Source organism: Streptomyces chrestomyceticus JCM 4735, assembly GCF_003865135.1.
Taxonomy (GTDB): domain Bacteria; phylum Actinomycetota; class Actinomycetes; order Streptomycetales; family Streptomycetaceae; genus Streptomyces; species Streptomyces chrestomyceticus.
Genome location: NZ_BHZC01000001.1, coordinates 6331215 through 6344108 on the forward strand (window position 1 = coordinate 6331215; position 12894 = coordinate 6344108).

Genomic DNA, 12894 nt, shown 5'->3' on the forward strand with positions numbered 1-12894 from the left:
AGGACCCTCCGCCATGACCGTCACGGAGTTAGGGCCGGTCTTCTTCCTGGCCGTCGTCGTCATCCTGCTCGTCTGCCGGCTCGTGGGCCGCGCCCTGCGCGCGCTGGGCCAGCCGCCCGTGGTGGGGGAGATGGTCGCCGGTGTGGTGCTCGGGCCGTCCGTGCTGGGCCTGCTGGCGCCCGGCCTGGAGACGGCCCTCTTCCCGCCGGAGCTGCGGCCCGCGCTGTACGTCGCCGGGCAGATCGGTCTGGTCGTCTTCATGTTCCAGACCGGGTACGAGTTCCGCTCGGCCGGCATCCGGGCGGTGGCCAAGCCGGCCGCGATGATCTCGGGGGCCGGGATCTTCGTACCGCTCGCGCTGGGCGTGGGACTGACCTACGCCGTGCACGGCCGCGTCGACGTCTTCCCGGCGGACGTGTCCGTCACCGTCTCCGCCCTCTTCGTCGGCGTGACCCTGGCCATCACCGCGTTCCCCATGCTGGCCCGCATCATCACCGAGCGGGGGCTGACCGGCACCCGCTTCGGCTCGCTGTCGCTGGCGTCCGGAGCGGTGGACGACGCGCTGGCGTGGGTGCTGCTCGCCGGGGTGCTGAGCCTGACCGGCACCGGCGCCGGGCCGCTGGTCCTCGCCCTCGCCGGGAGCGCCGGCCTGGTGGTCGTGCTGGTCCTGATCGCGCGCTCCGGGCCCCGGCTCACGGACCTGGTGAACCGCCGCGGCCCCGACGAGCTGCTGCTGATCACCGTCGTCGCGCTGTTCCTCGCCGCCTGGTACACCGACCGCATCGGCCTGTACGCCGTCTTCGGCGCGTTCAGCCTGGGCGTGGTCTTCCCGCGCTCCGCCCCGGTGGACCGGGCCGTCGAGACGATCGCGCCGATCAGCCGGATCGTCTTCCTGCCCCTGTTCTTCACCTATTCAGGACTGAACACCGACTTCGCGCTGCTGGCCTCGCCCGGCCTGCTGCTGTTCACCGCGGGCTGCGTCGCCCTGGCCGTCCTCGGCAAGCTGGGCGCGTGCTGGCTGGCGGCACGGCTGGCCGGCGAGGAGAGCGGGGTGGCGCTGCGCATCGGCACGCTGATGAACGCGCGGGGCCTGATGCAGCTCATCGCGATCAACATCGGGCTGGCGGCCGGCATCGTCACCCCGTCGATGTTCGCGGTGCTGGTCGTGGTCGCGCTGGTGACGACGGTGATGGCGTCCCCGATGCTGACCCTGTGGGAGCGCGTCGACGCGCGCCGGGCGCCGGACCGGCCGCGGGCCGAGCGGGTCGGCGCCGCGCCCTGAGCCCGGGGCTGGTGGTCGGCGCCGCCCCGCCGATCGGGGACAATGGGCGCCATGAGCGTTCGTACAGAGTCCTCCGCCCAGCACCGCGCCGGCTTCGCGTGCTTCGTCGGCCGCCCGAACGCGGGCAAGTCGACCCTCACGAACGCTCTGGTCGGCACGAAGGTGGCGATCACCTCCAACCGCCCGCAGACCACCCGGCACACCGTGCGCGGCATCGTGCACCGCCCGGACGCCCAGCTCGTCCTGGTCGACACCCCGGGCCTGCACAAGCCGCGCACCCTGCTCGGCGAGCGGCTCAACGACGTCGTACGGACCACCTGGGCCGAGGTCGACGTGATCGGCTTCTGCCTGCCCGCCGACCAGAAGCTGGGCCCCGGCGACCGCTTCATCGCGGGCGAGCTGGCCGGCATCAAGAAGACCCCGAAGATCGCCATCGTCACCAAGACCGACCTGGTGGACTCCAAGCAGCTCGCCGAGCAGCTCCTCGCGGTCGACCGGCTCGGCCGGGAGCTGGGTATCGAGTGGGCGGAGATCATTCCGGTCTCCGCGGTCGGTGACCAGCAGGTGCAGCTCGTCGCGGACCTGCTCGTCCCGATGCTCCCGGAGAGCCCCCCGCTGTACCCCGAGGGCGACCTCACCGACGAGCCCGAGCAGGTCATGGTCGCCGAGCTGATCCGTGAGGCGGCGCTCGAAGGCGTACGGGACGAGCTGCCGCACTCCATCGCGGTCGTCGTCGAGGAGATGCTGCCGCGCGAGGACCGCCCGGCGGACAAGCCGCTGCTGGACATCCACGCCAACGTCTACATCGAGCGGCCCAGCCAGAAGGGCATCATCATCGGCCCCAAGGGCAAGCGCCTCAAGGAGGTCGGCGTGAAGTCCCGCAAGCACATCGAGGCGCTGCTCGGCACGCCGGTCTTCCTCGACCTGCACGTGAAGGTCGCCAAGGACTGGCAGCGGGACCCGAAGCAGCTCCGCAAGCTGGGCTTCTGAGTCCGGACCGTCGAGGCCGGGCCGCTGTGACCGGACTGCTGGGACCGGACCGCTGAGGGACGCCGTTCCTCACTCCACCCCGCGAATCCGCCGCACCAGCAGCGCCCCGGCCAGCCCGATGCCCGCCGCGACCAGGTACAGCGCCCGGTAGCCGCCCAGGTACGTCACGACCGGCGCGGCCAGCGCGGGCGCGGCCACCTGCGGCAGCGAGTTGGCGACGTTGACGACGCCGAGGTCCCGGCCCCGGTGGGCGGCGGCCGGCAGCACGTCCGTCATCAGGGCGAAGTCCACCGACGTGAAGACGCCGAAGCCGACGCCCAGCAGCGCGGCGGCGACCAGCGCGCCGGTCCAGGTCTGCCATCCGGCGAGCAGCGCGGTGGCCGACGCCATGATCACGCCGGACCAGAGCACGAACGGCTTGCGGCGGCCCGTACGGTCCGACCAGATCCCGCCGACGACGACCGTGGCGAGCAGCATGACCCCGTTCACGGCGGTCAGGATCAGCACGCCGTCCTCGGGGCGGGGCCGGTGCAGGGCGTCCCGCAGGTAGTAGAGCAGGTACAGCAGCGCGATCGCGTTGCCGAGATTGACCAGGAAGCGGGTCAGCCAGGCCCAGGCGAGGTCGGGGTGGCGGCGCGGACCGATCCAGAAACCGGCGAGGAACGACCGCCACGCGAACGGCGGCCGGTCGCCGGGCCCGATCCGCGGATCCCGGTACCGCAGCACGTACGGCAGCGTGGCCAGCACCGTGAAGCCGGCGCAGGCCACGTACCCCGCCGCGACACCGCCCGCGACGGTCGCCAGCCCCGTACCGGCCACCACGCCCAGGATCTGCGCCGCGCCCAGCCAGCCGCCCACCGCGCCGCGCTGAAGGTGCGGCACCCGGTCCGGCACGGCCGCGGTGACCGCCGCGAACGCGGCGTTCAGCGCGAACTGCACCAGGCACCACCCGGCCGCCATCGCGGCGACGCTCCGGGCCGTCGCCAGCAGGCACAGGGCCGCCGCGCCGCCGAGGACCCCGGCCACGATCCACGGCGTACGGCGGCCGAAGCGCGACACCGTACGGTCCGACAGCGCGCCGAAGAGCGGGTTGGCGACGAGGGAGACCGCGGCGCCCAGGCCCGTGACCCAGGCCAGCACCGACTCCTTCGACGTGCCCGGCGGTGCCAGCCCGGCCGCCTGGAGGGCCAGCAGGACCTGGATCGGGCCGTACCAGCCGGCCCAGACGGCCCCGTTGGCCAGCGCCAGCGCCGCGGTCCAGCCGCGGCCCACCCGCTCGGCCGGCTCGGCGAAGGCCCCGGGCGGGCCGGCGGGAGACCCCGATGCGCCCGCGGGGACCCCGGGCGTGCCCGCGGCCCCCGCGCCGGTCACCGCTGGGCCCGCAGCGCGTCCCGGAGCCAGTGGTACGAAGCCTTCGGCGTCCGGGTCAGCGTTTCGTAGTCGACGTGCACCAGACCGAAGCGCCGGGCGTACCCCTCGGCCCACTCGAAGTTGTCCAGCAGCGACCAGACGAAGTAGCCGCGGACGTCGACCCCGGCGGTGATCGCGTCGTGCAGGGCCCGCAGGTGCCCGTCCAGGAAGGCGATCCGCTCCCGGTCCTCGACGCCCTCGTACGAGCAGCCGTTCTCGGTGATGACGACGGGCGGCAGGCGGTCGCCGTACCGGTCGCGGAAGCCGGTCAGCAGCTCGGTCAGCGCCTCAGGCACCACCGGCCACCCGAAGTCCGTCAGCGGGTAGCCCTCGATCTCCCGTGGTGCGAACGGCAGCCCGGGCGGCAGCTCGATCCCGGCGAAGCCGACCGCTCCGGCGCCCTCCGCCGCAGGCGCGCCCACCTTCGTCGGCTGGTAGTAGTTCACCCCGTACCAGTCCAGCGGCTCACCGATGATCCGCAGGTCCTCGTCCACCGGACCGGCCCCGGACAGCAGCGGCGCCGTCAGCTCTTCCTCCGGGTAGCGCCCGAGCAGCACCGGCTCCGCGAACAAACGATTCAGCAGCAGGTCGTACAGCCCCGCCGCCTCCTGATCGGCGGCCGACTCCGACGCGGCCCACGTGGGCCCGTGGGAATTGGCGATCCCGATATTGTCAGCCCCTCGCGACCGCAGCGCCTGCACGGCCAGCCCGTGGCCCAGCAGCAGGTGATGCGCCACCGGCAGCGCCCCGAACCCCAGTTTCCGGCCCGGCGCGTGCTGCCCCAGCCCGTACCCGAGCAGCGTCAGCTCGGCGGGCTCGTTGAGCGTGATCCACCGGTCCACCCGGTCCCCGAGCCGCGCCGCCACGGCGTCCGCGTACGCCGCGAACCGCCGCGCCGTGTCCCGCTCCAGCCACCCGCCCGCCGCCTCGACGGCCTCCGGCGTGTCCCAGTGGAAGAGCGTCGGCACCGGCCGGACGCCCGCCGCGCACAGCTCGTCGACCAGCCGGTCGTAGAAGTCCAGCCCCGCCGCGTTGACCCGCGGGCCGCCGTCCGGCATCACCCGGGGCCAGGCCACCGAGAACCGGTACGCGCCGGCCCCCAGCTCCTTGATCAGCGCGACGTCCTCGCGGTACCGGTGGTAGTGCCCGGTGGCGACCCGGCCGTCCGAGCCGTCCTTGACCCGCCCGGCCCGCTCCACGAAGGCGTCCCACACCGACCGCCCGCGCCCGTCCTCGTCCACCGCCCCCTCGATCTGGTAGGCGGACGTCGACACCCCCCACACGAACCCCGGGGGAAAGCGCGGCAGCGCACCCGACGAGGAACCGTCCGGCGAGAACCCGCCCGGCGCCTGTGAACCGTCCATGCCCCGGATAGTGGTTACCGCCGGGAACAAGTGTCAAGAGGTGCGCGGCGGACGGGAGTTGTTGATCCGGCGGCCGCTCAGCAGCCCTCCTTCAGCACTCTGCTGATCAGCTTGCGCTGTTCTTCGGTGAGGCGGGGGTCGGAGGCGTAGACCGTGTCGCCGTCGATGGTGATCTGGTAGCTGAAACCGTCGGGGACGCCTACCGGGGGCGTACCCCGGCCGGCGGCGGCTGCCCGCTCGGCCAGGGCGTGCCATTCCGCGGCATCGGGGCGGCCGGAGGTGTCGACCTCGGCGTGGCGCTCGATGCCGGCGAAGCCGCCGGTGCGTCGTACTTGAATCCGCATGACGGGCTTCCTACCCAGTGGGGCCGAGGGAAACGGACAGAACGGGCCAGATGGTGGCGGATCAGGTGGCGGGCACGCCCACCTGCGACCATGCCTTCAGAAGGGCCTGAAGGGCGTCACCCTCACCGTACAGAGTGCGTGCGCTGGCGACCGTCAGGCGTGCGAAGTCGGCGAACTGGGCGTCCTTGTCGAGTTCGCCGCCGGTCAGCGTGGCGTACCAGATGTGGCCGGCCCGCTCCCACGCGTTGCCGCCGAGGGCGGTGGCGAGCAGGTAGAAGGCGTGGTTGGGGATGCCGGAGTTGATGTGCACGCCGCCGTTGTCGCGGGACGTCTTGACGTAGTCGTCCATCGTCGCGGGCTGCGGGTCCTTGCCCAGCACGTCGTCGTCGTACGCGGTGCCCGGGGCCTTCATCGAGCGCAGCGCCTCGCCGGTGACGTTCGGGCCGAGCAGTCCGGCGCCGATCAGCCAGTCGGCCTGGGAGGTGTTCTGGCCGAGCGCGTACTGCTTGATCAGCGAACCGAAGACATCCGACATGGACTCGTTGAGCGCGCCGGACTGGCCGAAGTAGTCCAGGTTGGCGGTGTGCTGGGTGACGCCGTGGGTCAGCTCGTGGCCGATGACGTCGACCGGGATGGTGAAGTCGAGGAACAGGTCGTTGTCGCCGTCGCCGAAGACCATCCGCTGGCCGTCCCAGAAGGCGTTGTCGTAGTTCTCGCCGTAGTGGACGGTGGCGTTCAGCGGCAGCCCGGAGTCGTCGATCGAGTGCCGGCCGTAGACCTTCAGGTACAGCTCGAAGGTGGCGCCGAGGCCCGCGTGCGCGCGGTTGACGGAGGCGTCCTTCGACGGCTTGTCCTCCTCGGAGTGCACCTTCTTGCCCGGCAGGGTCTCCTGGTGCTTGGCGTCGTAGATGGTGCGGTTCGGCTTGTCCGACGGGGTGGCGGTGGGTGCGCCGAGGCCGCGGACGGTGGTGATGCGGCGGCGGGTGCGCTGCAGGGCGTCGTGCTCCAGGGTGCTCAGGGCGCGCTGGGAACGGGCGGGGTCGTCGAGCCGGGCCAGCTTGTCGAGGACGTGCGGCGGCACGATCGTGCAGAAGACCGGGTGGCTCGCAGTGGCTTCAGGGTTCATGCACGGCAATGTGGCACTGGGTCATCGGCATGTCACTCCCTGGCGCCATGATTCCCGAAAACGTGTGGTAGATCGCTGTTCGGGGGTTACGTGGGCCCGGTCCCGCATACTGATACGGGGCCGCGGATTCCGCGTCACCTCGGCTAGGGTGCTGTGCATCATGCGTTACGGGCTGCTTCTCCTTAGCTGCCGCGGCGAGGGTCTGTTGTCGTAGGGCCGACCCCCTCCCCGCGGGATTCGGTGCTGCGATCTTCGCCCCGTCGGCCTCTTCCCCCGCGGACACACGAGGAGCCCCGCGTCATCATGACGAATCCGTCGATTCCTGCTGAGAACTCCGTCGGCCGCCCCACGCCCATCACCAACGCGACCCGCACCCAGAAGCCGTCCGGCCTGCCCATCCACCGCTACGGCGCCTACGAGGCCGTGGACATCCCGGACCGCACCTGGCCGGACAACCGCATCACCCAGGCCCCCCGCTGGCTGTCCACGGACCTGCGCGACGGCAACCAGGCGCTGATCGACCCCATGTCGCCGGCCCGCAAGCGCGAGATGTTCGACCTGCTGGTGAAGATGGGCTACAAGGAGATCGAGGTCGGCTTCCCCTCGTCCGGGGCCACCGACTTCGACTTCGTACGGTCGATCATCGAAGAGGGCGCGATCCCCGAGGACGTGACGATCTCCGTCCTGACGCAGGCCCGCGAGGAGCTGATCGAGCGGACCGTGGAGTCGCTGCGCGGCGCCCACAAGGCCACCGTCCACCTGTACAACGCCACCGCGCCGGTCTTCCGCCGGGTGGTCTTCCGCGGCTCGCGCGAGCAGGTCAAGCAGATCGCGGTGGACGGCACGCGGCTGGTCGTGGAGTACGCGGAGAAGATCCTGGGCCCGGAGACGGCGTTCGGCTACCAGTACAGCCCGGAGATCTTCACCGACACCGAGCTGGACTTCGCGCTGGAGGTCTGCGAGGGCGTGATGGACGTCTGGCAGCCCGAGGAGGGCCGCGAGATCATCCTGAACCTGCCGGCCACCGTCGAGCGCTCCACCCCCTCCACGCACGCCGACCGCTTCGAGTGGATGTCGCGCAACCTGTCCCGTCGCGAGCACATCTGCCTGTCCGTGCACCCGCACAACGACCGGGGCACCGCGGTGGCCGCCGCCGAGCTGGCGATCATGGCCGGTGCGGACCGGATCGAGGGCTGCCTGTTCGGGCAGGGCGAGCGCACCGGCAACGTGGACCTGGTCACCCTGGGCATGAACCTGTTCAGCCAGGGCGTGGACCCGCAGATCGACTTCTCGCAGATCGACGAGGTCCGCCGGACCGCCGAGTACTGCAACCAGATGGAGGTCCACCCGCGCCACCCGTACGCGGGCGACCTGGTCTACACCGCCTTCTCCGGCTCCCACCAGGACGCCATCAAGAAGGGCTTCGAGGCCATGGAGGCGCAGGCCGCGGAGCAGGGCAAGAGCGTGGACGACCTGGAGTGGGCGGTCCCGTACCTGCCCATCGACCCCAAGGACGTCGGCCGCTCCTACGAGGCCGTGATCCGCGTCAACTCGCAGTCAGGCAAGGGCGGCATCGCGTACGTCCTGAAGAACGACCACAAGCTGGACCTGCCGCGCCGGATGCAGATCGAGTTCTCCAAGACCATCCAGGGCAAGACCGACGCGGAGGGCGGCGAGGTCACGCCGGACGCGATCTGGTCGGTCTTCCAGGACGAGTACCTGCCGACCCCCGAGAACGCCTGGGGCCGGATCGCGCTGCGCAGCGCGCAGACCTCCACGACGACCGAGGGCACCGACGCGCTGACCGTCGAGGCGGTCGTGGACGGCGCCGACACGGTCCTGACCGGCACCGGCAACGGTCCGCTGGCGGCGTTCTTCGACGCGCTGCACGCGATCGACGTGGACGTACGGCTGCTGGACTACGTCGAGCACACGATGAGCGAGGGCGTCGGCGCCCAGGCCGCCGCGTACATCGAGTGCGCGATCGGCGACAAGGTGCTGTGGGGCGTCGGCATCGACGCGAACATCGTGCGCGCCTCGATCAAGGCGGCCGTCTCCGCGGTCAACCGCGCGAGCCGCTGATCACCGGGCCGTCGTGCGACCCGCGCCCCCGGCCCCCGGGCCGGACCGGCAGCCGGGCCGCACACCGGCTGTGACCTGCGGTGCACCGAGCGTCCCCCGGTTCTTCGCGCGAGCGCCGGGGGGCGCTTGGGCGTTCAACCGGTTTAAACGGCCGTCTTGTCCGGTCCGCGCTACTGACGCCGCATCACGGATGTGGCTAACATCACGTCAACGCGGCAAAGACGCCGGAGCGTTACGGAGGGTCGACGTGATGCACAAGCTGGCTGTGATGGGTGTGCGGACGTCCTGGCGCACCGTCGCCGACGGCGAGTTCTTCTGCCCCGAGTGCGGCGGGGACCGCAACTACCTCCGGCGGACCGGCCGCCGGCGTCTCACCGTCCTCGGTGTGCCGCTGCTGCCGCGCGGCACCGCGGGCCCGGTCGTCGAGTGCTCCGCCTGCCGCGGCCACTTCGCGCTGGACGCGCTGGACCACCCCACCACCACGCGCTTCTCGGCGATGCTCCGGGACGCCGTGCACACCGTCACGCTGGCCGTGCTGGCGGCCGGCGGCACGGCCTCGCCCGGGGTGCGCGGCACCGCGGTGGGCACGGTGCGCGCTGCGGGCTTCGCGGACTGTACGGAGGACCAGCTATTGACCCTGCTCGCCGCGCTCGCGGCGGACACCGGCCGGCTGCCCGGCGCGCACGACGGCGCCCTGTCGCGCGCCGCCTCCGGGAGCGCCGTCCGTCCCGGCGGCGGCCTCGACCCGTGCGGCACGGCGCTCGCCATAGAGCTGCACGAGGCGCTGGAGCCGCTGGCCCCGCACCTGGCCCCGGCGGGCCGGGAGTCGCTGCTCCTCCAGGGCGCGCGGATCGCCCTGGCCGACGGCCCGTACCTGCCGTCCGAGCGCGAGGTCCTGACCACCGTGGGCGCGGCCCTGCTGCTGTGCCCGGACGACACCGCCCGGCTGCTGGCGGCGGCCCGTACGCCGTCCTGAGCGGGTCCGGGGGCCCCGGGGCGGCTCCCGAGTGCCCGGAGTGCTCCGAGCGCCCTGAGAGGCCCGCACGGGCCCGTCCGGCCGGGCCCGCCCGTGTGCGGCCGTCCCCGCCGGGTGCGCGAGAATGGACCGCATGAGTCTGTTCCGCGATGACGGCATTGTGCTGCGCACCCAGAAGCTGGGCGAGGCGGACCGGATCATCACGTTCCTCACCCGCGGTCACGGCCGGGTACGCGCCGTGGCCCGGGGCGTACGCCGGACGAAGTCCAAGTTCGGCGCCCGGCTGGAGCCGTTCTCCCACGTCGACGTGCAGTTCTACGCCCGCGGCAGCGAGCTGGTCGGGCGCGGCCTGCCGATGTGCACCCAGAGCGAGACCATCGCCGCCTACGGGGGCGGCATCGTCACCGACTACGCCCGGTACACCGCCGGTACGGCCATGCTGGAGACCGCCGAGCGGTTCACCGACCACGAGGGTGAGCCGGCCGTGCAGCAGTACCTCCTGCTGGTCGGCGGACTGCGTACGCTCGCGCGCGGCGAGCACGAACCGCACCTGGTGCTGGACGCCTTCCTGCTGCGCTCACTCGCGGTCAACGGCTACGCCCCCAGCTTCGACGGCTGCGCCAAGTGCGGCCTGCCCGGCCCGAACCGGTTCTTCTCCGTGGGGTCGGGCGGTGTGGTGTGCGGCGACTGCCGGGTGCCCGGCAGCGTCGTACCCTCCTCCGAGGCCATCGGGCTGCTGGCGGCGCTGCTGTCCGGCGACTGGGCGACGGCGGACGCCTGCGAACCCCGGCACGTCCGGGAGGGCAGCGGGCTCGTCGCGGCCTACCTGCACTGGCATCTGGAGCGCGGCCTGCGCTCGCTGCGGTACGTGGAGAAATAGATAGGCTCAGCAGTTCGGGAGCGACCGTCGGCCGGCGACGGACGGCGGCCCGGACACGAGGCACCACGCATCAGGCACTACGGCATAGGAGATGTGGACCGGATGGCACGACGCGGATTCCTGGGGCGCGGCCGACGCGAGTACGAGACGCCCGAGCCGCACCCGTCCGGTGCGCGTCCGCCGAAGATCCCCGGCGAGCTCGTCCCGAACCATGTGGCGGTCGTCATGGACGGCAACGGCCGCTGGGCCAAGGAGCGCGGTCTGCCCCGCACCGAGGGCCACAAGGTCGGCGAGGGCGTCGTCCTCGACGTGCTCAAGGGCTGCATCGAGATGGGCGTCAAGAACCTGTCGCTGTACGCCTTCTCCACCGAGAACTGGAAGCGCTCGCCCGACGAGGTCCGCTTCCTGATGAACTTCAACCGGGACGTCATCCGCCGCCGCCGGGACGAGATGGACGCGCTGGGCATCCGCATCCGCTGGGTCGGCCGGATGCCGAAGCTGTGGAAGTCCGTGGTGCAGGAACTCCAGGTCGCCCAGGAGCAGACCAAGGACAACGACGCCATGACGCTGTACTTCTGCGTCAACTACGGCGGCCGGGCGGAGATCGCGGACGCGGCGGCGGCCATCGCGGCGGACGTACGGGCCGGGAAGCTGGACCCGTCGAAGGTCACCGAGAAGACCGTCGCCAAGTACATGTACTACCCGGACATGCCGGACGTGGACCTGTTCGTCCGGCCGTCCGGCGAGCAGCGCACCTCCAACTACCTGATCTGGCAGAGCGCCTACGCCGAGATGGTGTTCCAGGACATTCTCTGGCCGGATTTCGACCGGCGGAACCTGTGGGACGCCTGCCTCGAATACGCCAAGCGGGACCGCCGGTTCGGCGCCGCCCCGGAGGCGGAGCCCGCGCCGCAGCAGTAAAGCCGCACACGAGAGCGGCCGGTCCCCTGAGCCAGGGGACCGGCCGCTCTCGTGTGCCGTTGCCGGTGTGCTCCGCGTCAGGCGGAGCCGGCGGCCGCCTTGGCCGCGCACTCACCGCACGTACCGAAGATCTCGATGGTGTGCCCGACGTCCTGGAAGCCGTGCTCGGCGGCGATCTGGTCCGCCCACTTCTCCACGGCCGGGCCTTCCACCTCGACGGCCTTGCCGCAGTTGCGGCAGACCAGGTGATGGTGGTGGTCGTCGGTGCTGCACCGCCGGTAGACGGCCTCGCCGTCGTTGGTCCGCAGTACGTCGACCTCGCCCGCGTCGGCGAGGGACTGCAGCGTCCGGTAGACCGTGGTCAGCCCGACCGAGTCCCCCCGGTGCTTGAGCATGTCGTGCAGTTCCTGCGCGCTGCGGAACTCGTCCACCTCGTCCAGTGCCGCTGCCACGGCGGCCCGCTGCCGCGTCGACCGGCCGCGCACCGGAGATCCAGCGCTCGCCACCGTTGCCTCCCTAGGTCTCGGGACGTCCCCCTGCACATCAGTCCGGCCATTGTGCCAGGTGATGACCGGAGCCCGGGTGCAACGCTTACGCGGATGCCTACCTCTTGGCCCCTTGCACGCTGACATCGTCGCCGGGGGAGCGGCCGCCGGGCAGATCCAGAGTGCACTGTTCGGCGGCCGCGGCGGCGGCCCGCGCGCGCTTTCTGGCCAGCGGGGCGGCCAGGCCCGCCATCAGCGCGAAGACCGCGATGGCCAGCAGCACGATGCTCGCGCCGGGCGGCACGTCCACGTAGAAGGAGAAGACCGTACCGGAGAGGGTGACGACGACGCCGATGGCGACGGCCAGCGCGAGGGTCATCGCGAAGCCGCGGGTGGCCTGCTGCGCGGCGGCCACCGGCACCACCAGCAGCGCGCTGACCAGCAGCAGGCCGACGGCGCGCATCGCGACCGTGACGGTCAGCGCGGCGGTCACCGCGAGCAGCAGGTTCAGCCACCGCACGGGCAGGCCCATGACCCGCGCGAACTCCTCGTCCTGGCAGACGGCGAACAACTGCCGCCGCAGTCCGAGGGTGACGGCCATCACGAAGGCGGCCAGCAGGCAGGTGACCGTGACGTCCTCGGCGGAGACGCTGGTGATCGAGCCGAAGAGGTAACTGGTGAGGTTGGCGGTGGAGCCGCCGGGCGCCAGGTTGACGATCAGCACGCCGCCGGCCATGCCGCCGTAGAAGAGCATCGCCAGCGCGATGTCCCCTCGGGTGCGGCCCTTGGAGCGCACCAGCTCCATGGCGATCGCGCCGAGCGCGGCGACCAGCACCGCCATCCACACGGGCGAGGTGCGCAGCAGGAAGCCCAGCGCGACGCCGGTCAGCGCGACATGGCCGATGCCGTCGCCCATGATCGCCTGGCGGCGCTGTACGAGGTAGATGCCGACGGCCGGCGCGGTGACGCCGACCAGGAGGGCGGCGAGCAGCGCGCGCTGCATGAAGGCGTAGTTCAGGAGGTCCATGTCAGGT

Annotated in this window: 12 protein-coding genes; 6 read left to right on the forward strand and 6 right to left on the reverse strand. The window is 71.9% G+C overall.

The window, feature by feature from the left end:
- Nucleotides 1–13 precede the first annotated feature (13 nt).
- Together EJG53_RS27390 and era are read left to right on the forward strand one after the other, a co-directional pair.
- Nucleotides 14–1282: a cation:proton antiporter gene (locus EJG53_RS27390; protein ID WP_125047113.1), complete on the forward strand. Its 1269-nt coding sequence runs from the start codon at nt 14–16 to the stop codon at nt 1280–1282.
- 42 nt (nt 1283–1324) lie between these two features.
- Nucleotides 1325–2272, forward strand: coding sequence for a GTPase Era (gene era, locus EJG53_RS27395; protein WP_371858735.1), 948 nt, complete (start codon nt 1325–1327; stop codon nt 2270–2272).
- A gap of 69 nt (nt 2273–2341) precedes the next feature.
- Here the strand turns inward: era and EJG53_RS27400 are convergent, their stop codons facing one another.
- The 4 genes from EJG53_RS27400 to EJG53_RS27415 form a co-directional block, all read right to left on the reverse strand.
- A complete protein-coding gene (locus EJG53_RS27400; RefSeq protein WP_371858737.1) occupies nt 2342–3643 on the reverse strand; it encodes an MFS transporter in 1302 nt (433 codons plus the stop codon).
- On the reverse strand, nt 3640–5046 hold the full coding sequence (locus EJG53_RS27405) for a GH1 family beta-glucosidase (protein WP_125047115.1): 1407 nt from the start codon (nt 5044–5046) through the stop codon (nt 3640–3642). Before EJG53_RS27405 ends, EJG53_RS27400 begins: the two co-directional genes overlap by 4 nt.
- A 77-nt stretch (nt 5047–5123) precedes the next feature.
- Nucleotides 5124–5390 (reverse strand): protealysin inhibitor emfourin, encoded by a 267-nt coding sequence (locus EJG53_RS27410; protein WP_125047116.1) that lies wholly within the window; start codon nt 5388–5390, stop codon nt 5124–5126.
- A 61-nt stretch (nt 5391–5451) separates the two neighbouring features.
- Nucleotides 5452–6516 (reverse strand): M4 family metallopeptidase, encoded by a 1065-nt coding sequence (locus EJG53_RS27415; RefSeq protein WP_125047117.1) that lies wholly within the window; start codon nt 6514–6516, stop codon nt 5452–5454.
- A gap of 303 nt (nt 6517–6819) precedes the next feature.
- On the opposite strand from EJG53_RS27415, the gene leuA reads away from it, so the two are divergent.
- The 4 genes from leuA (at nt 6820) to EJG53_RS27435 (ending at nt 11375) form a co-directional block, all read left to right on the forward strand.
- Nucleotides 6820–8598, forward strand: coding sequence for a 2-isopropylmalate synthase (gene leuA / locus EJG53_RS27420; RefSeq protein ID WP_125047118.1), 1779 nt, complete (start codon nt 6820–6822; stop codon nt 8596–8598).
- Nucleotides 8599–8848: 250 nt separating this feature from the next.
- Nucleotides 8849–9574: a TerB family tellurite resistance protein gene (locus tag EJG53_RS27425; protein WP_125047119.1), complete on the forward strand. Its 726-nt coding sequence runs from the start codon at nt 8849–8851 to the stop codon at nt 9572–9574.
- A 133-nt stretch (nt 9575–9707) separates the two neighbouring features.
- On the forward strand, nt 9708–10454 hold the full coding sequence (gene recO / locus EJG53_RS27430; RefSeq protein ID WP_125047120.1) for a DNA repair protein RecO: 747 nt from the start codon (nt 9708–9710) through the stop codon (nt 10452–10454).
- Nucleotides 10455–10556: 102 nt separating this feature from the next.
- Nucleotides 10557–11375 carry an isoprenyl transferase gene (locus EJG53_RS27435; protein WP_031001960.1) on the forward strand — a complete coding sequence of 273 codons (819 nt, stop codon included), beginning with the start codon at nt 10557–10559 and terminating at the stop codon, nt 11373–11375.
- A 77-nt stretch (nt 11376–11452) separates the two neighbouring features.
- Here the strand turns inward: EJG53_RS27435 and EJG53_RS27440 are convergent, their stop codons facing one another.
- Both EJG53_RS27440 and EJG53_RS27445 read right to left on the reverse strand, forming a co-directional pair.
- Complete coding sequence (locus EJG53_RS27440) at nt 11453–11881, reverse strand: Fur family transcriptional regulator (RefSeq protein ID WP_031001961.1); 429 nt, start codon at nt 11879–11881, stop codon at nt 11453–11455.
- A 97-nt stretch (nt 11882–11978) separates the two neighbouring features.
- The gene (locus EJG53_RS27445; RefSeq protein WP_125047121.1) at nt 11979–12887 is read right to left on the reverse strand and encodes a metal ABC transporter permease; all 909 of its coding nucleotides are present in this window, start codon (nt 12885–12887) and stop codon (nt 11979–11981) included.
- Nucleotides 12888–12894: the final 7 nt, after the last annotated feature.